This window comes from Acidovorax radicis N35 (assembly GCF_000204195.1).
Classification (GTDB): Bacteria; Pseudomonadota; Gammaproteobacteria; order Burkholderiales; family Burkholderiaceae_C; genus Acidovorax; species Acidovorax radicis.
The window spans coordinates 149,693-172,200 of the sequence record NZ_AFBG01000020.1 but is presented as its reverse complement, the minus strand read 5'-3'; the positions used below and the strand labels follow the sequence as shown (position 1 = coordinate 172,200).

Genomic DNA, 22,508 nt, shown 5'->3' with positions numbered 1-22,508 from the left:
CAGGCCGGCCAGATTGTGGCATCCCGGACAATAGGCCCATGTCGGACACCACCCATTTGCTCATTCCCTACGCCGCCAGCGCCTCCCCGGGATGCCAGCAAGCCCTGCAGGAACTCGCCCTGCCCCACCTGGACCGGCTTCTGGCCCGGCTCAGCCCCCACCCCACCCATAGTGATAGCGGCGAGGAGACCAGCTTCTCTGCCCCCCACGAACGCGCCCTGGCGCGCGCGCTGGGACTGCCAGCGCAGGACGGGCGCATCCCCTGGGCCGCGTGGCACCGCCACCAGCAAGGCCTCTCCACCAACGGAGCCGCCTGGGCTTTTGTCACCCCCTGCCAGTGGCAGGTCAGCACCGACCATGTCACGCTGCGCAACCCCGAGCACCTCTCGCTGGACGAGGCCGCATCGCGCGCGCTGCTGGCTATCGTGTCGCCCTGGTTTGCCGAAGACGGCATCACCCTGCACTACGACCAGCCCACGCGCTGGCTGGCCAGCGGCCCGCTGTTTGCCCAGCTTGCCACCGCCTCGCTGGAGCGCGTGCTGCAGCGCGACGTGCGCGCCTGGATGCCGGATGCGAAAGCGGCCCGCACCCTGCACCGCCTGCACAGCGAGATGCAGATGCTGCTCTACACCCACGCCTTCAATGACGAACGCTCGGCGCGCGGGCTGCCGGTGATCAACTCGTTCTGGGTGCATGGCACCGGCCCACTGCCTGCGCCCGCGCCCTCCGCCACCACTGCGCCGACGGTGCCGGCGACGTTGCGCGACGCGGCGTTGAACGAGGACTGGCGCACCTGGGCCGCCGCCTGGACTGCGCTGGACGCAGGCCCAGTGGCCGACCTGCTGCGCCAAGCCGAAGGCGGCGCGCCCGTGCTGCTGACACTGTGCGGCGAGCGCAATGCGCTGGCCTTCCACAGCGCGCCCCGCACGCTGGCCCAGCGTTTTCAAAGCATTTTCAGGCCCCAGCGCTTTACAGACATGCGCGAGAAGCTATGAAAATAGTAGCAAGAGACATTCCCCCCCGCGCCGCCTGGGCGCTGGAGCAGGCCGGTGTGCACCCGCTGCTGGCCCGGCTGTACGCCGCGCGCGGCGTGCGCGCCAAGGACGAACTGGACGACGGCCTGGCGCGCCTGCTGCCGCCCAGCGGTGAAAAAGGCCTCAAAGGCATCGAGACCGCCGCCCGCCTGCTGGCCGACGCGATGGCGCAGAACAAGCGCCTCGTCATCGTGGCCGACTACGACTGCGACGGCGCCACCGCCTGCGCCGTGGGCGTGCGCGGACTGCGGCTGCTGGGTGCCCAGAACGTGGACTACTTGGTGCCCGACCGCGTGACGGACGGCTACGGCCTCACCGCCCCCATCGCCCGCCGCGTGGCCGAGCGTGGCGCCGACGTGCTGATCACCGTGGACAACGGCATCGCCAGCGTGGAGGGCGTGGCCGAGGCCAAGGCGCTGGGCCTCACGGTCGTCGTCACCGACCACCACCTGCCCGGCCCCGAGTTGCCCATAGCCGATGCCATCGTCAACCCCAACCAGCCCGGCTGCACCTTCGAGAGCAAGTCCATGGCCGGTGTGGGCGTGATGTTCTACGTGCTGCTGGCCCTGCGCGCTGAGCTGCGGGCGCGCGGCATTTTTGACGCGGCCACCCAACCCAAGCTCGACCCGCTGCTCACGCTCGTGGCGCTCGGCACCGTGGCCGACGTGGTCAAGCTCGACGCCAACAACCGCCGCCTGGTCGCTCAGGGCCTGAAACGCATCCGCGCAGGCCAGATGCCCGCCGGGGTGGCTGCGCTGTTCACCGCCGCCGGCCGCAAGGCACCGGTAGCCACCACGTTCGACTTTGGCTTCGCCTTAGGCCCCCGCATCAACGCCGCAGGCCGCCTCGCCGACATGACATTGGGCATCGAATGCCTGCTGACCGACGACGCGGGCCGCGCCGCCGAGCTGGCGGGCACGCTCGACGGCATCAACCGCGAGCGCCGCGAGATCGAGGGCGGCATGCGCGACCAGGCCATGCTGATGGCCGAGAGCCTGTTCCAGGAAGACGAGGAGCCGCCCCCGGCCATCAGCGTGTTCGACCCCGACTTTCATGAAGGCGTGGTGGGCATCGTAGCCAGCCGCATCAAGGACAAGCTGCACCGCCCGACCTTTGTCTTTGCGGCCAGCAGCGCACCAGGCAAGGAGCACGAGCTCAAGGGGTCGGGCCGCTCGATCCCTGGCTTTCACCTGCGCGATGCGCTCGACCTGGTGGCCAAGCGCCACCCGGGCGTGCTGCTGAAGTTTGGCGGCCACGCCATGGCGGCGGGCTGCACGGTGGCCGAAGAAGCGTTCGAGGTGTTTGAGCGCGCTTTGGCCCAGGTGGCGCAGGAGTGGCTGGACGCCGCCACGCTCACCCGCCGCATCGAGACCGACGGCCCATTGGCCCCGGAATACTGCCGCGCCGACATGGTGGACACCCTGCACCACGAGGTCTGGGGCCAGGGCTTTGCGCCCCCCACCTTCAGCGAAGAAGTGCAGATCGTGAGCCAGCGCCTGGTGGGCGAATCCAAGAACCACTTGTCGATCAAGCTCATGCACCAGGGCAACCCGGTGGACGCCATCTGGTTCGGCCATACCGAGCAGCTGCCTGCGCGCGTGCTGCTGGCCTTCCGGCTCGATGTGAACGAGTGGAAGGGCGAGCGCAAGGTACAGTTTTTGGTCGAGGGGGCTCAGATCTAGGAGTCTGTCGGACTTGGAGCGTCGAAGCGAAAATTGGCCCCAGCGAGGACAGTTTTTGCCGGATTTGCAGTCCCATAGCCGAGCTATGGGGCAAAAAGACGGTGGGAAATGGACCGCTGAGGTCAATTTGCAGCCGACGATTTCCAAGTCCGACAGACTCCTAGGGCAAGGCCCCACCCCCCTCAGGCCTGCGCAGGGCCCTTGTTGCGCTGGCGGATCACCGTGACCGGCTCGCCGCCCTGGCCCCAGTTCTCCGGGTCCACCTCGTCGATGATGACAGTGACAGTTTCAGGGCGCTTGTCCAGCACCTGCCGCATGAGCTGGGTGACGCCCGCAATCAAGGCGGCTTTCTGGGCTGCCGTGGTGGGCAGGTCGCGGCGCGCAAGGCGGATGTTGACCAGGGGCATGGGCAGGTCCTTTCGTCATACACAAAAAACAAAACAAAAGGCAGCCGGGGCTGCCTTGGGGGCGTGGTGCAAAAAATTTTGAGGCTTTTTGGCCTCTAGCGCCGAATGGAAAAGCGCTTTTAGCTATTATTTTTATAGCAAACCTTCGCCGCGCTCAGCGATCTTCAGAAGCTTTCCCAGTCGTCATCCCCGCCTTTGGCCACAGCCCGGGGTGCCGGTGCGGCGGGCGTGGCCGATGGTGCCGGCGCAGCGGCGGGCCGGCGGGCTGGGGAGGGGGCCGAAGACGCCAGCCGGGCCGTTACAGGGGCCTTGGGGGCCTGGGGAGCCTTGAGGGGCTGTGGCGCCTTGGCGGTTGCAGGTTTGTTGCCCAGGGCTGTCCTGGCCGCTGGCGCGGGCCGTGCTGCCGCCGTCGGCGCCGGGCGGGGCGCTGCCGGCGCGCGAACTGCCATCGCACCCACGTTGAACACCGCCACCACTTCGGCCAGCCGCTGGGCCTGGTCGCGCATCGAGGCTGCGGCGGCGGTGGACTCTTCCACCAGTGCCGCATTCTGTTGCGTCATCTGGTCGAGGTGCGTCACGGCCTGGTTGACCTGGGCAATCCCGTCGCGCTGCTCGGAGGAGGATGCCGTGATTTCGCCGATGAGGTCGCTCACGCGCTGCACGCTGGCCACGATCTCGCCCATGGTCTGGCCCGCCTGCGCGACCTGGGCAGAGCCCGACTCGACGTTTTCGACCGAGGCACTGATCAGGTTCTTGATCTCCTTGGCGGCCTCGGCGCTGCGTCCGGCCAGGCTGCGCACCTCGCTGGCCACCACGGCAAAGCCCCGGCCCTGTTCGCCTGCTCGGGCGGCTTCCACGGCGGCGTTCAGCGCCAGGATGTTGGTCTGAAAGGCGATGCCATCGATCACGCCGATGATGTCGCTGATCTTGCGCGAGCTGTCGGTGATCTGCTGCATGCTGGTGACCACCTGGCCCACCACTTCGCCGCCGCGTGCCGCCGCCTGGGCCGCCGTGCCCGCGAGCTGGTTGGCCTGGCGTGCCGTGTCGGCCGACTGGCTCACCGTGGCCGTGAGTTCCTCCATGCTGGCGGCCGTTTCCTCCAGGTTCGAGGCGGTCTGCTCCGTGCGGGCCGACAGGTCATGGTTGCCGTTGGCGATCTGGATCGACGCCGACGAGACTGAATCCACACCCACCCGCACCTCGCTCACCACACCGCGCAAGCGGGTGGACATGGCCGACAGGGATCTCAGCATGTGGCCGAACTCGTCCTTGCGGGTGGATTGCAGCTCGCGCGTGAGGTCCCCAGCGGCGATGGCGTCGATGGTTTCCACCGCCTCGTCCAGTGGAACGGTGATGGAACGCACCAGCTTCCATGCCAGCAGCAGCACCACCACAATCAGCACGGCCGACACCACCAGGCCCTGGATGGCATAGGCAACGCGCCGTTGCGTGGTCTCGGCCCGGATCTCGTCGCGGCGCTTTTGCAGCACGGCGACAAACTCGTCCTGTGCCTTGAGGTAGCGCCCGACCATGGGGGTGAGTTCGTTGTCCGCAAACTGCTGGGTGGCCACACCGTCGCCCGCGCCCTTGAGCTCCCAGGTCTTGGCAGTGGCGGCCAGCACCAGCTTGCGTTCGGCCAGCACCTTGTCGAGCGCCGCTTTTTCCTCGGGCGCCGTGGCACCGGCCACGATCCCCTCTTGAATCTTGTTGATGCCGCCAATGATCTCCTTGACCTTGGCATCGTACTGCTGGGCCAGCACCGCGTCGGTGGTGACGGCACCGCCCATCACCATGTTCACGGCGGTCTCGGTGGCACCCCGCCAGCGTATGGCGGCAGAAATGCGCTCTTCGATCTCGATGACCCGGTCCATCGCGCTCGACATGGAGCTGTTGGCCCGGTACTGCTGGAACCCGGAGATCAGGAGCATGGCCAGCATCAGCAGGATGAACGCACCCCACAGCTTGCGCGCTACGCGGATATTGTCGATTTGCATGGTTCGTCTTTCCTCGTAAACCTGGAAATGGGAGTTTGCGGCCATCACGTCGCCCGCAACACCCGATTGCATCAACAGCAGACCATAGCCTACGTCAGCCCGGACCCCGCCCCGGCCCATTGCCACCCCCTTCTCCCCGGGAAAAACCCGCACCCTGGGCGCCAAAGGTGACAGGCCAGCCCACCCCAGGGCAGCGGCACCATGCCAGGTCTGCGAGAACCCGCCCACGACAGCCCAGGGGTCGCGCAGTGGCGCGCATTTTCGGTACAAGCCCTAAAATGGCACGGTGACACCCATACTGAACGCCGACCTGCATTGCCATTCCGTGGTATCCGACGGAACCCTGACCCCGGAAGACCTGGCCGCCCGGGCGAGGGCCAACGGGGTCGAGTTGTGGGCGCTCACCGACCATGACGAAATCAGCGGCCAGCACCGTGCCGCTGCCGCCGCCCACGCACAGGGCATGGCCTATCTCACAGGCACCGAAATCTCGGTCACGTTTGCCGACACCACCGTCCACATCGTGGGCCTGGGGTTCGACCCCGACAACACCCAGCTGGCCCAGGGCCTGGCCGCCACGCGCGGCGGGCGCGGCGAACGCGCCAAAGACATGGCCGAACAGCTGGCCCAGGTGGGCATTCCCGGTGCCTACGAGGGCGCACTGCAGTTCGTGGGCAACCCGGCACTGATCTCGCGCACCCATTTCGCGCGCTTCCTGGTGGAGACCGGGGTCTGCAGGGACACGTCCGAGGTGTTCCGCAAGTACCTCATCGAGGGAAAACCGGGCTACGTGCCACACCGCTGGGCGTCCCTGGGCGATGCCGTGCGCTGGATCACCGAGGCAGGTGGCATGGCCATCATTGCCCACCCGGCGCGCTACAAGTTCAGTGCCAACGAAGAATTTGCGCTGTTTTCCGAGTTCAAGGCGCACGGCGGGCGGGGGGTGGAGGTCGTCACCGGCAGCCACAGCGCGGCCGAATATGTCACCTATGCCGCAATGGCGCAGGAATTTGGCCTGGCTGCGTCACGCGGCAGCGACTTCCACAGCCCGGACGAGTCCCACACCGACCTGGGGACCTTGCCGCTGCTGCCCGGCCAGCTTACCCCGGTCTGGGAGCTGCTCGCTGAACGCATTCGGCACCCCGCTGCCGTTTGAGACGCACTATTTCATGGCCCAGTATTTCGAAGTTCACCCCGACAACCCCCAGCCGCGCCTGCTCAAGCAGGGCGCCATGCTGCTGCAAAAGGGCGGCATCCTGGCCGTGCCCACCGATTCCAGCTATGCGCTGGTCTGCCACCTGGACGACAAGGATGCCGTCGATCGCATGCGCCGCATCCGCCAGGTGGATGACAAGCACCACCTCACCCTGTTGTGCCGTGACCTGTCGGAGCTGGCCAACTATGCCCGCGTGGACAACCGCCAGTACCGCCTGCTCAAGCTCGGTACGCCTGGCCCCTACACCTTCATCCTCGAAGCGACCAAGGAAGTGCCACGCCGCGTGAGCCACCCTTCGCGCAAGACCATCGGCCTGCGCGTGCCCGACCGCAAGGGCCTGCAACTGCTGCTGGAGCTGCACGGCGCCCCCCTGCTGGCCACCACGCTGATCCCGGCCGGCGAGACCGAGCCCCTGAACGACCCGCAGGAAATCCGCGAACGCTACGAAAAGCTGGTGGATGCCGTCGTGGATGCGGGCGCCTGCCCGCTGGAACCCACCACCGTGGTGGACCTGACCCCCATGGGCACCGGAGGCGACCCCGAAGTGGTGCGCGAAGGCCGGGGCAGCTTGAAGGCTTTGGGGTTGTAAAGCTGAAATCCCGTGACCCGCCCTGCGCCCGCGCAGAGCGGTCTCGAGGGTCAGCAAAAGCGCCTTTCAGGCTACCGCACCCAAAACTGGCGCTGCCAAAGACCAGCGCCACCGTGGAACTGGCTCCGCCAGGCCACCGGTGGCGTCCCCCTGAGGGGGAAGCGGCGCAGCCGCTCAGGGGGCTACAACTTGAACGCACCCACGGCCTGCTCCAGGTCGCGCGCCTGGGCCGTGAGCGACGTCGCGGTGGAAACCGCGTTCTGCACCAGCGCAGCCGTCTCCTGGGTGGTGCCATCCATGTGCGACACCGCCACGTTCACATGGCTGATGGCATCGCTCTGTTCGCGCAGGGCGATGGAGATTTCACCCAGCAGCGCACTGACCTGGCCCACGGCCGTCACGATCTCTTCCATGGTCTTGCCAGCCTTACCCACCTGGCCCGCGCCGTTTTCCACCTGCTCCACCGACGCGCTGATCAGCGCCTTGATCTCGCGCGCTGCCACGGCGCTGCGCTGGGCCAGGTTGCGCACCTCACTGGCCACCACGGCAAAGCCCCGGCCCTGCTCGCCTGCCCGCGCGGCTTCCACGGCGGCGTTCAGCGCCAGGATGTTGGTCTGGAAGGCGATGCCTTCGATGACCTGAATGATGTCCACGATCTTGCGTGAGCTGCCACTGATGGCCTGCATGGTCTGCACCACCTCGCCCACCACCAAGCCACCGTGCTCAGCGATGGCGGAAGCCTTGACGGCCAGGCCGCTGGCGGAATGCGCACGCTCTGCGTTCTGGCGCACGGTGGCCGTCAGCTGCTCCATGCTGGCGGCAGTTTCGGTGAGTGAGGACACCTGGTCCTCGGCGCGGCGCGAAAGGTCGGTATTGCCATGGTCGATGTCCACGGCCGAGGCGCTGATCGCGTCCGCATCCTGCTTGATGCGGGAGACCAGGTCGGTCAACGTGTCTTCCATCGTGCCCAGCGCCCCCAGCAGCCGGCCGAAATCGCCCTGCAGCTCGGTGCTGAACTCCTGGCTCAGGTCGCCCGAGGCCACGGTCTCCGCAATCAGGATGGCCTGGTTGAGCGGGCTCACGATGCTGCCGCGCAGGCCCATGAACCCCAGCAGCGAGAGCGCGATCACGGCCACACCGCCACCCACGATCCACCAGCGGGCGCTTTGCAGGTGCTCCTGTGCTGCCTGCGAAGCGCGCTGCTGGCCTTCGCCCGCCGTGGCAGCGGCGCCTGTGCCTGCAGTGGACGACAGGGCACCCCGGTAGACATCCTCCGCCCGCGATATCCGAGAAAGCCCCATGCCCATGAGCACCGCCACGATGAGCGCAATGCCGCCAAACACCAGCAACAGGCGGGTTCCGATTTTGAATTGTTCAAATGGCACGGGATGGGTCTCCAGAAGCGTGACGTGACAAGAAGAGGCGCGGGTGGGGCAACGGGAGCGCAGCCGCAGTGCTGCAATTCGTAACCGTATGCGACATGCTATCAATGATTGGAAATGCGGACTAGCGGTTCGGACCCGGGGGCACGCGCCATGGCACCCGTGCGAGCCGCATCCCCTTCACCCCTTCAATGCCCATGAGGCGCCAGCGCATCAACCATACCGCTTTCAGCTATCTTTATGAGAGCGTTTCGGATGCCACATCCCGCGTTCGATGCAGGCTGTGTTTGCCGTTGTGCTTGCCGGTGTACAGGGCCTCATCGGCCTGTTGGAGCAGTTGCTGCGCATCGCATGCACCAGGCGGCCACCAATGGCTTCAGGGTCGCTGCGCGTGTGCGCCAAGAAATCCATCGGGATGGCGGAATGTCTTCTGCTTGCCGAGGGGGGGTAGCGACATTCCGTGGAGGCGAGGGCAACGCCGTGGAAGGCCGCCATGCGCTCCGTCTGAGACAATCGACCGGTGGACATCTCCAATCTCATCCAAACCGTTCTGATCTACGCCCTGCCGGTGTTGTTTGCCATTACCGTGCACGAGGCCGCCCATGGCTACGCCGCGCGCCACTTTGGTGACAACACCGCGTACATGATGGGCCGGATCACCCTCAACCCGATCAAGCACATCGACCCGGTCGGCACCATCCTGATGCCGCTGCTGCTGTACTTTGCGACCTCAGGCGCCTTCCTTTTTGGCTATGCCAAGCCCGTGCCGGTCAACTTCGGCAACCTGCGCAACCCCAAAAAACACATGGTGTGGGTGGCGCTGGCGGGGCCGGCGTCCAACTTCATCCAGGCCATTTTGTGGGCTGTGGTGCTGGTCTCGCTGGTGGGCTTTGGGGTGGACGAGCGCTTTTTCATCGAGATGGCGCGCGCAGGCGTGCTGGTCAACCTCGTGATGTGGGCTTTCAACCTGTTTCCGCTGCCTCCGCTCGACGGCGGGCGCATCCTGGTGGGACTGCTGCCCTGGAAGCAGGCGCACATGGTGTCCCGCATCGAGCCCTGGGGCTTCTTCATCGTGATGGGTTTGGTGATCGCCGGGGTGGTGGGCACACTGTGGCTGCGTCCCCTCATGGCCCTGGGCTACGGCGCCATCAATTTGCTGCTCACCCCGCTGACTGCCCTCCTGCGCTGACTCTCCTTCTCTCTCTTTCTCTCATTTCCCTGCAGACACCGTTCCCATGAGCACCACGCGCTTTCTCACCGGCATCACCACCACGGGCACGCCCCACCTGGGCAACTTCGTGGGCTCCATCCGCCCCTCGGTGGCGGCCAGCCTCACGCCCGATGTGCAGAGCTTCTACTTCCTGGCCGACTACCACGCGTTGATCAAGTGCGAGGACCCGGTTCGCATCCAGCGCTCCACGCTCGAGATCGCGGCGAGCTGGCTGGCCGCAGGGCTGAACCCCGAGAAGGTCACGTTCTACCGCCAGTCCGACATCCCCGAAATCCCCGAGCTGACCTGGCTGCTGACCTGCGTGACCGGCAAGGGCGTGCTCAACCGCGCCCACGCCTACAAGGCCAGCGTGGACAAGAACACCGCCGCCGGGCGCGAGCACGATGACGGCGTGACGGCCGGCCTGTTCATGTATCCGGTGCTGATGGGCGCAGACATTTTGATGTTCAAGGCGCACAAGGTGCCCGTGGGCCGCGACCAGATCCAGCACATCGAGATGGCACGCGACATGGCTGCGAGCTTCAACCACCTGTATGGCGAGCACTTCGTGTTGCCCGAAGCCGCCATCGACGACCACGTGGCCACCCTGCCGGGGCTGGACGGCCGCAAGATGAGCAAGAGCTACGACAACACCATCCCGCTGTTCAGCTCGCGCGATCAGCTCAAGAAGCTGATCGGCGGCATCCTGACCGACTCGCGCGCACCCGGCGAGCCCAAGGACACCGAGGGATCGGCGCTGTTCCAGATCTACCAGGCGTTTGCCACGCCTGAAGAGACCGAGGCGCTGCGCAAGGCCTATGCCGACGGCATTGCCTGGGGTGATGCGAAGAACACGCTGTTCGAACGTGTGGACCAGGTGATCGCCCCCATGCGCGCGCAGTACGAAGAACTCATCCACAACCCCGCGCGCATCGAGCAGACGCTGCTGGCCGGCGCCGAACGCGCCCGTGCGCTGGCCACGCCGTTCATCCGCGAGCTGCGCGCCGCCGTGGGCCTGCGCAGCCTGGCCCAGACCACTGCGGCAGCCAAGCCCGCCAAGGCCGCGAAGGCCGCACTGCCCTCGTTCAAGCAGTACCGCGAAGCCGACGGCAAGTTCTACTTCAAGTTCGTGGATGCCGACGGCCGCCTGCTGCTGCAGAGCACTGGCTTCGATGCCCCCAAGGAAGCGGGCCAGGCGATTGCGCGGCTGCAAAAAGAGCCCGGCGCGCAGCAGGCACTGGCGCCGCACCTGTCCCCGGTGGATGGCGTGGCCGACGCCGACGTGGCGGCCGCGTTGCAGGCACTGGCCGAAGCAGCGGCCGCCGCTGCGTAGACCACCGCCGCGCGCGCGGCACGAGATCACCGTCCGCGAACGGCGGGATACTCATTTTTTAATAGCATTCAGCGCTTGATAGACAAGCGCCAGACGCCAAAAGAACTCGCAATCTGACGCCCGTGCATCCGTGCGGGGCCCTCCCAGGGTGCGCCAGAACAAAGAGTGTGGCGTCCGCGCACTGCGCCTACGCGGCAAAGCCGGCCATGTGCGTAAACTGGCCGCTCTGTTCTTGGAGATCCCCATGAAACTGCCAGTTGCCATCCTCTCCGTGCTTGCCGTGTTGGCGGGCTGCAACGCCACCGCCCCTCACCACCACCCCTCGGGGCCCATGGCATCGGGCCGCGACCGCACTTTCAGCGTACCCGTCTACGGGAACGACACGTCTCCCGCCTATGCGGCAGCCACACGCGAATGCCAGCCGCTGGCGCTGTTTCCCAAACTACTGCGCAACGATGGCTCGCGCCTGATTTTTGAATGCGTGAGCGAAGCCCCCGACCGCCAACCCTGACCCACGGCGTGGCCTGGTCTCAGCGGCGCCCCCCCGGGGCGCATGGCATGGCCCTGGCGGCGGTGCTTGCCTGCGCCTGCGCCCATGCAGGGCCTGAAAAAACCGCCGCGCCCGCCAGTTGGACCAACAGCCTGGGCATGGTTTTCCAGCAAGTTCCGGCCGGCAGCTTCACGATGGGTGGCGTGGAGCCGCCAGACGTCCTGGCACGCGCCTATCCCGCGCTGGAGCCCAGGCGCTTCACCGATCTGGCCGATGAAGGCCCGGCGCACACGGTGCACATCCGCCAGGCGTTCTACCTGGGCCGGCACGAGGTCACCGTGGGGCAGTTCCAGCGTTTTATCGAGGCCTCGGGCTACCAGCCCGAATCGGAAGCCGATGGCACAGGCGGCTATGGCTACAACGCCCAGTATGACCCGGCCACCACGCGGCGCGGCGATGCTTTTGAGGGCCGAGACCCCCGCTATTCGTGGCGCAACCCGGGTTTTGCACAGGGGCCAGACCATCCGGTGGTCAACATCACCTGGAACGACGCCCAGGCCCTGGCCCGATGGCTGAGCCGTACCGAAGGCCACCACTACCGCCTGCCCACCGAGGCTGAATGGGAATACGCCTGCCGCGCAGGCACCCGCACCCGCTACCCCCATGGTGATGACCCGCAAGGCCTGCTAAAAAACGCCAACACCTTCGACCAGGAGGCCGCACCCCTGTGGCCCCGCTGGCAGCAGCACGCCCTGGCCGGCAGCGACGGTCATGCGTTCACCGCCCCCGTGGGCAGCTATGCACCCAATGCCTTTGGCCTGCACGACATGCTGGGCAATGCCTGGGAATGGGTGTCGGACTGGCACGGGGACACCTACTATGCGCACTCCCCGCGCAGCGACCCAAAGGGCCCCGCAGACGGCACCGTGCGCGTGCGCCGTGGAGGCTCCTGGCACACCTGGTCGTTCTATGCGCGTTGCGGCTACCGCAACTGGAACAGCCCGGAGACACGCTACACCCTGGTTGGCATGCGGCTGGTGCGGGAAATCGCGCCCACGCCCCGCCCCCCGTCCCGGGGCGCCGCCAAGCGTTAACAAATGTCAACCGGCTGCGAGGGCGTCGGAGCGTTCCAGCGCGGTCGACGGTTATCGCAAATAATCCGCGATTGCATTTTCGACAGGGAAACACCATGCGCATAGCCGCTTTGGACGACGATGCGCTCCAGCTGGATCTGATCAAACAGGCCACGGAGGCAATGGGCCACGTCTGCCACACACACCTCAATGGAGCCGACTTGCTGCGCGAGATGCGCCGCGAGACCTTTGACCTGCTGATCGTGGACTGGCACCTGCCAGACACCACAGGGCCCGAAGTGGTGCGCTGGGTGCGCAAGAACGTGGGCACCCAATTGCCCATCCTGTTCGTCACACACCGCCAGGAAGAACGCGACATTGTCGAAGGCCTGGGCAGTGGCGCGGACGACTTCATGGTCAAGCCGGTGCGCATTGGCGAGCTCAATGCCCGCGTCTCGGCCCTGCTGCGCCGTGCCTACCCGGCCAACGTGGGTGGCGTGGTGGAGTTCGGGCGCTACCGCTTCCTGTCCGAAACCCGGTCCATCGAAATTGACGGCGTGCCCGTGGAGCTGAAGAACCGCGAGTACGATCTCGCCCTGTTTCTGTTTCAGAACATGGGCCGGCTGCTGTCGCGCGACCACCTCAAGGACATTGTCTGGGGCCAGGTGGCGGATGTCATGTCGCGCTCGCTGGACACCCACATCTCGCGCTTGCGCACCCTGCTGGACCTGCGGCCCGCCAACGGTTTCATCGTCTCGGCGGTCTACGGTGTGGGTTACCGTTTTGAAGCTGTCGAGGCCCAGCGAAGGGCCTGACCCCCACTATCAGCTGCGACATCCTTAGGGGATTCCGTGGCCAGCCCGCCTGCACTGATCGGCACGAAGGAGATTTCACTTGGCAACCAAAACCGGCCGCCCCCGCTGGGCCCTGCGCGCCAGCGCGGCACTCACCCTGGGTTTTCTCGGTAGCCTGGCGAGCACCTGCGCCCAGGCCCGCCCCGCCGCTGCCACCACGCCGCAAGGCGATGAAATTGCCCACACCGTGCAGGAGGGGGACACCCTCGAAGGCCTGGCCAAGGCCTATCTGGCAGCGCCCCGACAATGGCCGCTGCTGCAGGCCCGCAACAAGGTGGCCGACCCCCGGCGCCTGGTGCCGGGCTCGGTGGTGTGGATTCCGGTGCGCCTGCAGCCCGCCGAATCGGCCACGGTGGAGTTCGTGCACGGCACGGTCACCGCACAAACCCGCGCTGGCGACACCCCGGCGCCCGTCGCCCAGGGCGGCAAGCTTGAAGAGGGTACCGCGCTGCAGGTGGGGCCAGACGCCTTCGTCGCCGTCAAGCTGGCCGATGGCACCGTGGTGCGGGTGCAGGCGCAGTCCGAGCTGCTGCTGCGGCAACTGCGCCGCCGGGGGCGCGCGGGCAGCCTGCAATCGGTGCTGGAGATGCGCAGCGGTGCGGTGGAATCCAGCGTTCCACCCAATGCCGAGGCTTTTCGCCGCTTCGAGCTGCGCACCCCCCTGGCCGTGACCAGTGTGCGCGGCACCCGCTTCGGCGTGGCGATGGGAGAATCGGGCCAGACCACCGCGTCGGTGCTCAGTGGTTCGGTGGCCGTTCAGTCCCGCCAGCCGGAAACTACGGGCCAATCCTCCCATTCCTCCGCAGCGGCCGCCGCGATGCTGGCCCCGGGACAAGGGCTGGCCGTGGCGGCCGATGGCAGCGTGGGCGCGCCGCGCCCGCTGCTGGCGGCACCCGACACATCAGGCGTCCCTGCCATGCTCAGCGATGCGGGCATCCTGGCCATCAACGTACCGCCGCTGCCGGGCGCTGCGCGCTACCAGGCCCAGGTGGCGCAGGATGCGGACTTCATCCAGGTGCTGCGCCACGGCAGTTTTTCCGATGGCCAACTGCGCTGGAAAGCTGTGGAAGATGGACGCTACTACCTGTCGGTGCGCGCACTCGATGACGCAGGCATCCCCGGCGTGCCCGCCCTGCTGCCTTTTGTGGTCAAGACGCGCCCCGTGGCCCCGCTGTACCAGCAACCCGCGCCCGGCGCGGTGGTGGCCAGCGGCGCGGGCGAACTGCGGTGTACCCAGGTGCCTGGTGTGGCCTGGTACCGCCTGCAGGTGGCCCGCGATGCGCAGTTCACCCAGCCTGTGCTGGACGAACAACGCCTCACCGAATGCCGCCTGCCTCTGAGCACCCTGCCCGTGGGCAACTATTTCTGGCGTGCGGCCAGCCTGCTGCAACTGCCTCATGGCCCCGCTAATCCGGTGAAGCCGGCCGACCCGGGTGGCACGGCAGGCCAGGTCGACCAAGGGCCGTTTGCCCCGCCCCAGCCCTTCACGGTGGCAGACCGCCCCGCCACACTGTCTCCCCAGTCGTTGCAGACGCAGGATGGCGACACCACGGTGCGGGTGCACTGGCCCGCGCAGCCCGGCCAGCGGTTCCGCCTGCAACTGGCCCCAGCCAACGATCTGGCATTTGACAAGGTGGTGCTCGACACCCAGCTCGACGCCCCTGCATGGACCGCCGGCAACCTGCCTGCGGGCGACTACCTGGTGCGCATCCAGGTACTGGACCCCACAGGTCTGCAAAGCGACTTCTCTCCACCGCGCCAGATCCGGGTCGGCTCGGGCATCAACACGGGTTCGGGACTGCCGGTCTCCACCTCGAGCGGCCAGCCCGTGGGACGCCCTTGAGGCGCGCACACAGCGTTGCCTGGGCACGGAGGTTCTAAGCCCATGATCACCGCCGGACGCACCCGGGGCCAGCAGCGGCGCCTGGAATGGAGCCTGCTGGCCGCTGCCCTGCTGGGGCTGGTGGCCTGGCTCAGCACCGCCGACAGCCTGAGCCGGGTCAACCACCTCGTGCAGGACGCAGGCCTGCGCTTGCTCTCACGCCCCGCGCACCCCGACATCGTCATCGTTGCCATCGACGACCCCAGCATCGCAGCCATTGGCCGCTGGCCCTGGCGCCGCGCGCTGCACGCGGAGCTGATCACGCGCGTGTCGGCGCAGCAGCCCCGCGCCATCGGCATGGACGTGCTCTTCAACGAAGAAGACCTGGACTACCCCGAGGACGACGTGCTGCTGGCCGACGCCATGCGACGCAGCGGGCGGGTGGTGCTGCCAGTGCTGCGGCGCGGCCATGGCCCGGCTGCCCACCTGGCCGACCTGCCCTGGACCGCATTTGCAGATGCCGCAGCCGGCCTGGGTCATGTCCACGTGGTTCCCGACAACGACGGCGTGGTGCGCAGCCTGTACCTGCAGGAAGGGCCCGCCGCTGCACCCTGGCAGCACTTCAGCATGGCACTGCAGTGCGTGGCCACGTCCGCACCGCTCACCCCCGCCACGTTGCCGCAGTGCAACGCCGCGCGCGCTGCGGCGGTTGCCGACGGCGCAGCCACACAGCCTCCAGGCAGTGGCCCCTGGGAACGCGCTGACCGCACGCTGATTGCGTATGCCGGTGGTCCCGGCCACTTCCCCACCTATTCCTACATCGACGTGCTGCGCGGCCAGGTGCCTGCACAGGCGTTTCGCGGCAAATACGTGCTCGTGGGTGCTGCGGCCTCGGGCCTGGGCGACATGTTTGCCACGCCCATGAGCCAGCAATCGCGACTGATGCCTGGCGTGGAGGTGGTGGCCCAGGTGCTGGACGGCCGCCTGTCGGGTGTGCGGATCCAGCCTGCCGCCACGGCTCTCAACACCCTGTTCAACCTGGCCCCCGTGGTGTGTGCACTGCTGGCCCTGCTGTTGCTGGGGCCCTTCGTGGCCCTGCTCACCAGCGCGGCGCTAGGCGTGGCCACCCTGCTGCTCAGCGTGGTCCTTCCTTCGTGGATAGGCCTGCAGTTCGCGCCCGCTGCAGCGCTGACCGGGCTGGTGCTGGCCTATCCGCTGTGGAGCTGGCGACGCCTGAGCGCCGCCGCGCACTTTCTGCGGCTGGAGATGGAACGTCTGCAGCGCGACGGCCTGTCGATGCGGCTGCAGCACCGCCCCGGCGATTCCGGCGACTTCCTGGAAAAGCGCATCAATGCCGTGGAACGCGCATCGCGCCAGCTGCGCGATCTGCACCACTTCGTGAGCGAAAGCCTGCAGCAGCTGCCCTCCCCCACCATCGTCTGCGACCCGCAGGGGCACATCCTGCTCACCAACATGGCGGCACGCCGCCACGTGGGCGGAGACCCCCAGGTGCCGCTGCAGGGGCAGTCGGTGGTCGAACTTCTGCATGACCTGGTGCACACCGGCACCGGCCAACCCCTCATCACCCTGGACAAGCTGCGCGGCCACCACATGCCCGAACAAAGCGAGGGGCGCGATGCCCAAGGCCGCAGCCTGCTGGTGCAGTGCAAGCCCTTCACCGACCTGGCCAAGGCTGGCTGGCTGCTGACCCTGGTAGACCTGACGGACATGCGGCGCGCCCAGCAGCAGCGTGACCAGGCGATGAACTTCATCTCACACGACATCCGGGCGCCCAACGCCTCCATCCTCACGCTGCTGGAGATGCAGCGCGCCTACCCCGGCCGCATGCCGGACGATGAGCTGATGCTGCGCATCGAGCGTTATGCGCGCACGTCCCTGGGCATGGCAGAGAACTTCGTCAAGCTCGCCAGCGCCGAGTCGCAGGAATACCGCATGGCGCCCCTGGACCTGGTGGCCGTGCTGGCCGAAACCGTGGACGACGTCTGGGCCCTGGCCCGCGACCGGGGTGTGGAGGTAACCATTGCCACGGCGCCGGAAACCGCCCCCACCGTGGGCGACCGCGCCCTGCTGTGCCGCGCGCTGGCCAACGTGCTGAACAACGCCGTCAAGTTCAGCCCCGAAGAAGGCATCGTGCAGTGCTCCATCGTGCAGCGAGGGGAGCACTGGATCGTGTCGGTGCGCGATGAAGGCCCCGGCATCGCACCGGAACTGCAGGGCCAGCTGTTCGCGCCGTTCCAGCGGCTGCATGACCGCAGCCACCCCGCCATCGGCGGCGTGGGCCTGGGGCTGGCCCTGGTGCACACCGTGATCCACCGGCACGGCGGAACGCTGGAGGTGGACAGCGATGTGGGACGGGGGGCGGAGTTCAGGCTGGTATTGCCGCTGGGCACTTGACTGCCGCAGGCAAGACCATCGCAGGGCTGGCAGATTGCTATAAATTCAATAGCCATCAATCCAACACTAAAAAGCGCTAGCGGCTATTTTTAATTCAGTTTTCATCCGTCCATCGGCCACCCACTGCGGGGGCACGAAAGGACCACGGCCCCTCCATGCTTTACGCCGGCCCCCCGGTGCACGAGCCTAGTGTTCGCTCTCGTAGGCCTTGATGACAGCGACCGATGTCTCTCCCAGCTGGAACCACAATCTGTCGCTTTTCCCAACACCGTGCGTGCCGCTGGGGTAGATCTCGATGACATCCTTACTGCCCTTCCACTTCTGCGCGGTCACGCCGTTTTCACTGAGCAAGCGCAGCCACAGCGTCATCGGGTCCTCAGAGAGCTCGGTCGTCAAGCAAAGCGTGGCAATCAATTGCAGGACTTCGATGGCCTTGTCTTCAACCTGCAGATTTCTCTCGATCTCCCTCGTGATCTTTTTGGTGTCGGTGGCGTCGGTATAGCATGTCATGGCGAATCTCCTCAAGGTGTGGTGGTGGGAAAGTGAAACGATGGGAAGCGTCCCGTCCGTCCAGACGGTGGTCGGTGGCCTGGGCACTAGCCCAGAGCGGCGAGCTGCGCCACGGAGCCGGCGAACCAGTTCTGGTCCACGGCACCCGCCACGCCAGCCACCGGGCTGCCGCCATTGACGGAGCCATCGCTGTACTGCCAGAACGTCCATGACGACAAGGGTGCCCAAGGTGGCGGCACATGGGGGTCGGCGGAATACGCGGCCAGCCACAGCGGGCGGGAGGCCAGCACCTGGCAGCCGGGGAGCGCCTGAAGCGCCTGCCAGAAGCCCGTGTCGGTGTAGACCATGGTCTGGCGCCCGAACAGCGCATCGGCCTCGGACAGGAATGCCAGGGTCCATTGCAGGACTGCGGCGGGGCTTTGCCCATCCAGGGTTTCCAGATCCAGCACCGGTGGCAGATCCGCGGGCCCGAGCGTGCCATCGGCGCTGACCGTGTTGTAGAAAAACTGTGCCTGGGCGACGGCATCGCTGCCGGCATGGCCGAAGTGGTAGGCGCCCCGGCGCAATCCTGCGGCCGCGCTGCCCGTCCAGTTGGCGCGGAAAAGCGGGTCCACATAGGCAATGCCTTCGGTGGCCTTGATGAAGCAGAAGGCCACGTCGCTGCCAGCCACACTCGGCCAGTTGACATTGCCCTGGTAGTGGCTGACGTCGATACCACGGGTTTGCGCAGCCATGGCGTCACACCACGTTGTTGAGCATGATGACCTGCGTCTGCAACAGGCCATCGATGCGGATCGTCGTGGTCAGCGGCTGGCCTTCATCCCACATCACGCCGCAGTTGTATTGCAGGGTGTTGGGGTTCAGGACGCTGCCGTTGACTTTTTGCTGGTAGGTCGTGTCCCCACCGCCCGTTCCCTGGATGCCGATGCCCCAATGGCACCAGCCGTACCAGCTCGGTGACTTCATGACCATGGTGTAGACCGCAGAGCCGGTGTCGGGCAACACCGTGTGCCCATTGAGTTCTGCCGTGAGCTTCATCAGTGCAAAACGGCAGGCGTCCTGCGCCGCCACATTGCCACCCAGTGCATTGGCGAAATTGGCGGTCAGTGTGGTGTGGTACGGCACCGTTTGCGGAAAGATCACGTCGGTGACCGCAAAGAACGCTGCGTTCAGGCCGGTGGGCACACGCTCGGCATTGAACACGAAAGCGCCGTTGTCCGAGGTATAGATGGTGGTGGCTGCGTACGGGTCATCGGCATTCACGTATTCGCCATTCAACGCCCAACCCCAGCACGCGGCGTTCACAAATGGCGCCTGCTGCGAGGTCGGCACCGTGGCGCCGTTGCGAGGATGCAGCCCGCCAGCGGGCGCCAGCAGATTGCGTTGAGTGTCAGACAGGTAAGGCATGGTTTTCTCCGTCAATGGATCGGTGCGAATGGCAAACGCCATCTCGCCGGACAAATTGTGGGAGCCACCTTCTGGCTTGGCGATTACAGGCCATTACAGGCCGCAGGCACCGATGCCCGCCGGTCTGCACGCCGCTCTGCGCACCGTTGCGGCGGCAGGCTTTCAGCGCCATCGTGCCACCGCGGTCAACAAGAAAAGTGCCCGGCCCTGCATGCAGCGCGGTCGAAAGGCAGGTGCGTGGCAGCGCTGCTTGTGATGCCTTGCCAAGGGGCCTCGTGCATTTCGATCCCGTGCAATTGCAAACAGAACGTTAACTACCAGATTTGGTAGTTGCGCGGGGAGGACTGCGCCAACACACTCTTTGGGCTGCATCGGGAATTCTTGGCGAACGCCCGGATAGGAAACCGGCGTCAGCTGCACAGCGGCATCCCGCAAGGCAATCGCAGCAGCGGCATGCCACGGCCTGCGTGGCATCACATTCAGCCATGCGCGGGGCCAAAGGAAACCGCGCCGCAAGGTGTGACGAAGAAGAAATGAGGGACTGACTGATGGCAATCCTGAAAAACCGCGCAACACAGCGCAAGATCCATTTGCGGACACTCCATGTGTTTGGGCGAGGCCGTTCTTCGGACACCTTGCTGGAAAACCCGGACGCCTCGCAGCTGCATGCCTCCATCCGCTGGACGGGCACCGCATGGGAACTGCACGACCACAGCCGCAACGGAACCCTGCTCGATGGCGCGCTGCTGTCCCACAACGGAGCCTCTGCACTCCGCATGGGAAGCACCATCGGTTTCGGGCGTGACGCTGGCTCTGCCTGGGTCGTGGAAGACCTTGCAGCCCCCTCCAATCTGCTCTGGCCCTTGGGCCACGACAGCACCCCCGTGCCGCTGGAGCGGTCCAACCTGCTGCCCCAGGGCGAGCACGCCGAGGTGTCCATCCACTGCGCCGAGCAAGGCCGGTGGATATGCACCACCCCCCAGGGCAGCTGGGTACTGGAAGACGGCGACGAGATCCGATTTTCCAACCAGACCTGGTGCTTCATCGCGGCGCAGGAGGTCACCTCGACCATGGAGGCCATGATCGGTTCGGTTCCGTGTATCCGGCCGCGCACGAGCCTGCACTTCAACGTCAGCCTGGATGAAGAGCATGTTCGCCTGCAGGTGCAGGAGGCAGACCGTCAGTTCGACCTGGGCGAGCGCACCCACCACTACGCCCTGCTGACCCTGGCGCGCTTGCGATGGGCCGATGCGCAGCGCCATCGGGACAGCCAGGCCCATGGCTGGGTCGAGCTGGAGCGTCTGGCGAAGATGCTGGGAGTGGAGCCCGGGCACCTCAACATTCAGATATTCCGCATGCGCAAACAACTTGCACTGGCCATGCCCGGCGACTCCCATGTCCCCGAGCTGATCGAGCGGCGCCGGGGCTCCTTGCGCTTTGGCTGCCTGTGCTTTCGCATCACGCGGGGCACGCAGCTGGAAGCCGATTTCGACCCCTTGGCACTGCTCAGCCAGATCCACGCTGAAGAGTCGCTTGTGGCCTGAGCCTGCGCCCCATTGCAATGACACGAGTGCCCACGCACGGTTTTCCCGTGGGTGTGCCGGGCTATCAATCGCTGGGTTTGCTGGGCCAGGGCGCATCGGGCCAGGTCTTCAAGGCCAGGCAGCGCAGCACCGGCCAGTTCGTGGCCATCAAGATTCCGAGCACCCCGGCCGCGCGCGACCCCGCCAACCGGCGGCGTGTGCACCAACGGCTGCACCAGGAAACCCGGGTGCTAGCCCTGCTGCAACACATCCACGTGGTCCGGCTCATCGACAAAGGCCTGGCCCAGGAGGGCGTGCCGTTTGCCGTGCTGGAATACGTGGCTGGCGAAACGCTGCGCGAGTTTCTGCAGCGCCAGGGCAAGCTGTCATTGCCGGACACGGCGGGGCTGATGGCGCAGTTGCTCGATGCCCTGGCTTTCCTCCATGCCCACCACATCGTGCACCGGGACCTGAAGCCAGAGAACGTGATGGTGGTTTCCAGCGGCACCAACTTGCACGCCAAGGTGCTGGACTTCGGGCTTGCCAGCCACCACGGGGAACCCCAGTTCACGGCTGGGGCCGAAGGCACGCCCGCCTACTGCGCGCCAGAACAGCTGCGCGGCGAGGCGTGCGGGCCCGCCACCGACATCTATGCCTGGGCCTTGATGTTCGTGGAGTGCCTGAGCGCCCGGCCGAGCATCCAGGGTGCCAGCCTGACGGAGGTGCTGCAACGCCAGATGAGCATGGAAACCGTCCCGTTGCCCGAGGAACTGCAAGGCAGTCCGCTGGGCACGCTGCTGCTGCAGGCTTTGCAAAAAGACGTGCGCCGGCGCACCGCCGATGCCGTGCAACTGCACGGTGACCTCGCCCGGTGCCTGGCACAGGCAGGCCAGCCCCGCGGTCCCAGCCACCCGGCGGGGCCCATCCCCGCAGCCCACGCCGCATCCGGCCGGGCGCAACACGCCACCATGGATTCGCTGGAACGTCCCAGGCTACAACCCCCCGGGGCTCCCTCGCGCGCCATCCTGTGCCTGACCTTGCGCCTGTACCCCGCCCGCGACGCATCCCTGGCACTGTCCGACCTGCAGGAGATCCGCGAGCAGCAATTGCGCTGGTGCGTCAATGCCGTGCAGTCGGGCCAGGGTCATGGCGCGGGGACGCTGGGAGACTGCATGCTGTTCCACTTCGAGCAGGGCCCCAGCAGCGCACAGAACCTGCAGCAGGCCGCAGCCCTGGCACAGGACCTGTGCATCCGTGTGCAACGAAGAAGCCGCATGCTGGAGGTACGGCATGGGGTGCGCCTGGAAATATCGGGCGGCATGCACACGGCCACCCTGCAGCCCCACGGGGAGCCCCTGGACAGCCACCACGCGGCCAACGTGACGCTGCACCTGAACAGCCTGGCGGGCCCCGGGACGGTTCTGCTGAGCCACCGCGCGCACCACGAGCTGGCCGGCAGCGTGAAAATGGAAGCCTACGCCAGCACCGGCAAGGCCCATCCACCAGAACCCGAGCCGGTATACCGGCTGGCACCTGCTACCCACCCGTAAGCCTCCCGCAGAGTCAG

At 66.6% G+C, this 22,508-nt stretch carries 19 protein-coding genes; 13 read left to right on the top strand and 6 right to left on the bottom strand.

Translation table 11 applies throughout. The annotated features are described in order from the left end of the window. The first annotated feature begins 38 nt into the window (after positions 1-38). Entirely contained in the window at positions 39-995 is a 957-nt protein-coding gene (locus tag ARADN35_RS0114590; RefSeq protein ID WP_010463388.1) for a phosphoglycerate mutase, read from the top strand. Next, positions 992-2,716, top strand: coding sequence for a single-stranded-DNA-specific exonuclease RecJ (gene recJ, locus ARADN35_RS0114585; protein WP_010463385.1), 1,725 nt, complete (start codon positions 992-994; stop codon positions 2,714-2,716). Before ARADN35_RS0114590 ends, recJ begins: the two co-directional genes overlap by 4 nt. Positions 2,717-2,898: 182 nt before the next feature. On the opposite strand, the gene ARADN35_RS0114580 is transcribed toward recJ, so the two are convergent. Both ARADN35_RS0114580 and ARADN35_RS0114575 read right to left on the bottom strand, forming a co-directional pair. Next, a complete protein-coding gene (locus tag ARADN35_RS0114580) occupies positions 2,899-3,123 on the bottom strand; it encodes a tautomerase family protein (protein WP_010463383.1) in 225 nt (74 codons plus the stop codon). A gap of 164 nt (positions 3,124-3,287) precedes the next feature. Next, complete coding sequence (locus ARADN35_RS0114575; RefSeq protein ID WP_010463381.1) at positions 3,288-5,117, bottom strand: methyl-accepting chemotaxis protein; 1,830 nt, start codon at positions 5,115-5,117, stop codon at positions 3,288-3,290. A 286-nt stretch (positions 5,118-5,403) separates the two neighbouring features. Between ARADN35_RS0114575 and ARADN35_RS0114570 the strand changes: the two genes are divergently transcribed. Together ARADN35_RS0114570 and ARADN35_RS0114565 are read left to right on the top strand one after the other, a co-directional pair. Beyond that, complete coding sequence (locus ARADN35_RS0114570) at positions 5,404-6,273, top strand: 3',5'-nucleoside bisphosphate phosphatase (RefSeq protein WP_010463379.1); 870 nt, start codon at positions 5,404-5,406, stop codon at positions 6,271-6,273. A 13-nt stretch (positions 6,274-6,286) separates the two neighbouring features. Beyond that, a complete protein-coding gene (locus ARADN35_RS0114565) occupies positions 6,287-6,922 on the top strand; it encodes an L-threonylcarbamoyladenylate synthase (protein WP_010463376.1) in 636 nt (211 codons plus the stop codon). Between the two features lie 182 nt (positions 6,923-7,104). Here ARADN35_RS0114565 and ARADN35_RS0114560 read toward each other — a convergent pair whose 3' ends face one another. Next, positions 7,105-8,307: a methyl-accepting chemotaxis protein gene (locus ARADN35_RS0114560; RefSeq protein WP_010463374.1), complete on the bottom strand. Its 1,203-nt coding sequence runs from the start codon at positions 8,305-8,307 to the stop codon at positions 7,105-7,107. A gap of 517 nt (positions 8,308-8,824) precedes the next feature. Between ARADN35_RS0114560 and ARADN35_RS0114550 the strand changes: the two genes are divergently transcribed. The 7 genes from ARADN35_RS0114550 to ARADN35_RS0114520 all read left to right on the top strand — a co-directional run bounded on the left by ARADN35_RS0114550 (position 8,825) and on the right by ARADN35_RS0114520 (position 17,501). After that, entirely contained in the window at positions 8,825-9,493 is a 669-nt protein-coding gene (locus ARADN35_RS0114550; RefSeq protein WP_010463370.1) for a site-2 protease family protein, read from the top strand. Between the two features lie 46 nt (positions 9,494-9,539). Beyond that, positions 9,540-10,847, top strand: a complete 1,308-nt coding sequence (locus ARADN35_RS0114545; RefSeq protein WP_010463368.1) for a tryptophan--tRNA ligase — start codon at positions 9,540-9,542, stop codon at positions 10,845-10,847. Positions 10,848-11,091: 244 nt separating this feature from the next. Then, complete coding sequence (locus tag ARADN35_RS0114540; protein ID WP_010463366.1) at positions 11,092-11,358, top strand: hypothetical protein; 267 nt, start codon at positions 11,092-11,094, stop codon at positions 11,356-11,358. 47 nt (positions 11,359-11,405) lie between these two features. After that, positions 11,406-12,431, top strand: coding sequence for a formylglycine-generating enzyme family protein (locus ARADN35_RS0114535; protein ID WP_010463364.1), 1,026 nt, complete (start codon positions 11,406-11,408; stop codon positions 12,429-12,431). A 95-nt stretch (positions 12,432-12,526) separates the two neighbouring features. Beyond that, on the top strand, positions 12,527-13,225 hold the full coding sequence (locus tag ARADN35_RS0114530; protein ID WP_010463363.1) for a response regulator transcription factor: 699 nt from the start codon (positions 12,527-12,529) through the stop codon (positions 13,223-13,225). A 79-nt stretch (positions 13,226-13,304) separates the two neighbouring features. After that, on the top strand, positions 13,305-15,107 hold the full coding sequence (locus ARADN35_RS0114525; protein ID WP_010463362.1) for a FecR family protein: 1,803 nt from the start codon (positions 13,305-13,307) through the stop codon (positions 15,105-15,107). A gap of 42 nt (positions 15,108-15,149) precedes the next feature. Then, on the top strand, positions 15,150-17,501 hold the full coding sequence (locus ARADN35_RS0114520) for a CHASE2 domain-containing protein (RefSeq protein WP_010463360.1): 2,352 nt from the start codon (positions 15,150-15,152) through the stop codon (positions 17,499-17,501). A gap of 186 nt (positions 17,502-17,687) precedes the next feature. Here ARADN35_RS0114520 and ARADN35_RS0114515 read toward each other — a convergent pair whose 3' ends face one another. The 3 genes from ARADN35_RS0114515 to ARADN35_RS0114505 all read right to left on the bottom strand — a co-directional run bounded on the left by ARADN35_RS0114515 (position 17,688) and on the right by ARADN35_RS0114505 (position 19,418). Next, positions 17,688-18,011: a hypothetical protein gene (locus ARADN35_RS0114515; RefSeq protein WP_010463358.1), complete on the bottom strand. Its 324-nt coding sequence runs from the start codon at positions 18,009-18,011 to the stop codon at positions 17,688-17,690. Between the two features lie 86 nt (positions 18,012-18,097). Next, entirely contained in the window at positions 18,098-18,745 is a 648-nt protein-coding gene (locus ARADN35_RS0114510) for a glycoside hydrolase family 25 protein (RefSeq protein ID WP_010463356.1), read from the bottom strand. A gap of 4 nt (positions 18,746-18,749) precedes the next feature. Beyond that, positions 18,750-19,418 (bottom strand): hypothetical protein, encoded by a 669-nt coding sequence (locus ARADN35_RS0114505; RefSeq protein ID WP_050812536.1) that lies wholly within the window; start codon positions 19,416-19,418, stop codon positions 18,750-18,752. 548 nt (positions 19,419-19,966) lie between these two features. Here ARADN35_RS0114505 and ARADN35_RS0114500 point away from each other — a divergent pair. Then, positions 19,967-20,962, top strand: a complete 996-nt coding sequence (locus tag ARADN35_RS0114500) for an FHA domain-containing protein (protein WP_010463352.1) — start codon at positions 19,967-19,969, stop codon at positions 20,960-20,962. A gap of 17 nt (positions 20,963-20,979) precedes the next feature. Next, the gene (locus tag ARADN35_RS0114495; RefSeq protein ID WP_035197833.1) at positions 20,980-22,491 is read left to right on the top strand and encodes a protein kinase domain-containing protein; all 1,512 of its coding nucleotides are present in this window, start codon (positions 20,980-20,982) and stop codon (positions 22,489-22,491) included. Positions 22,492-22,508: the final 17 nt, after the last annotated feature.

Excerpts from the sequence above, each read along its gene's own strand:
- ARADN35_RS0114590 (WP_010463388.1), top strand. The coding sequence starts at position 39 with ATGTCGGACACCACCCATTTGCTCATTCCCTACGCCGCCAGCGCCTCC.
- recJ (WP_010463385.1), top strand. The coding sequence starts at position 992 with ATGAAAATAGTAGCAAGAGACATTCCCCCCCGCGCCGCCTGGGCGCTG.
- ARADN35_RS0114580 (WP_010463383.1), bottom strand. The coding sequence starts at position 3,123 with ATGCCCCTGGTCAACATCCGCCTTGCGCGCCGCGACCTGCCCACCACG.
- ARADN35_RS0114575 (WP_010463381.1), bottom strand. The coding sequence starts at position 5,117 with ATGCAAATCGACAATATCCGCGTAGCGCGCAAGCTGTGGGGTGCGTTC.
- ARADN35_RS0114565 (WP_010463376.1), top strand. The coding sequence starts at position 6,287 with ATGGCCCAGTATTTCGAAGTTCACCCCGACAACCCCCAGCCGCGCCTG.
- ARADN35_RS0114545 (WP_010463368.1), top strand. The coding sequence starts at position 9,540 with ATGAGCACCACGCGCTTTCTCACCGGCATCACCACCACGGGCACGCCC.
- ARADN35_RS0114540 (WP_010463366.1), top strand. The coding sequence starts at position 11,092 with ATGAAACTGCCAGTTGCCATCCTCTCCGTGCTTGCCGTGTTGGCGGGC.
- ARADN35_RS0114535 (WP_010463364.1), top strand. The coding sequence starts at position 11,406 with ATGGCCCTGGCGGCGGTGCTTGCCTGCGCCTGCGCCCATGCAGGGCCT.
- ARADN35_RS0114530 (WP_010463363.1), top strand. The coding sequence starts at position 12,527 with ATGCGCATAGCCGCTTTGGACGACGATGCGCTCCAGCTGGATCTGATC.
- ARADN35_RS0114520 (WP_010463360.1), top strand. The coding sequence starts at position 15,150 with ATGATCACCGCCGGACGCACCCGGGGCCAGCAGCGGCGCCTGGAATGG.
- ARADN35_RS0114515 (WP_010463358.1), bottom strand. The coding sequence starts at position 18,011 with ATGACATGCTATACCGACGCCACCGACACCAAAAAGATCACGAGGGAG.
- ARADN35_RS0114510 (WP_010463356.1), bottom strand. The coding sequence starts at position 18,745 with ATGGCTGCGCAAACCCGTGGTATCGACGTCAGCCACTACCAGGGCAAT.
- ARADN35_RS0114505 (WP_050812536.1), bottom strand. The coding sequence starts at position 19,418 with ATGCCTTACCTGTCTGACACTCAACGCAATCTGCTGGCGCCCGCTGGC.
- ARADN35_RS0114500 (WP_010463352.1), top strand. The coding sequence starts at position 19,967 with ATGGCAATCCTGAAAAACCGCGCAACACAGCGCAAGATCCATTTGCGG.
- ARADN35_RS0114495 (WP_035197833.1), top strand. The coding sequence starts at position 20,980 with ATGACACGAGTGCCCACGCACGGTTTTCCCGTGGGTGTGCCGGGCTAT.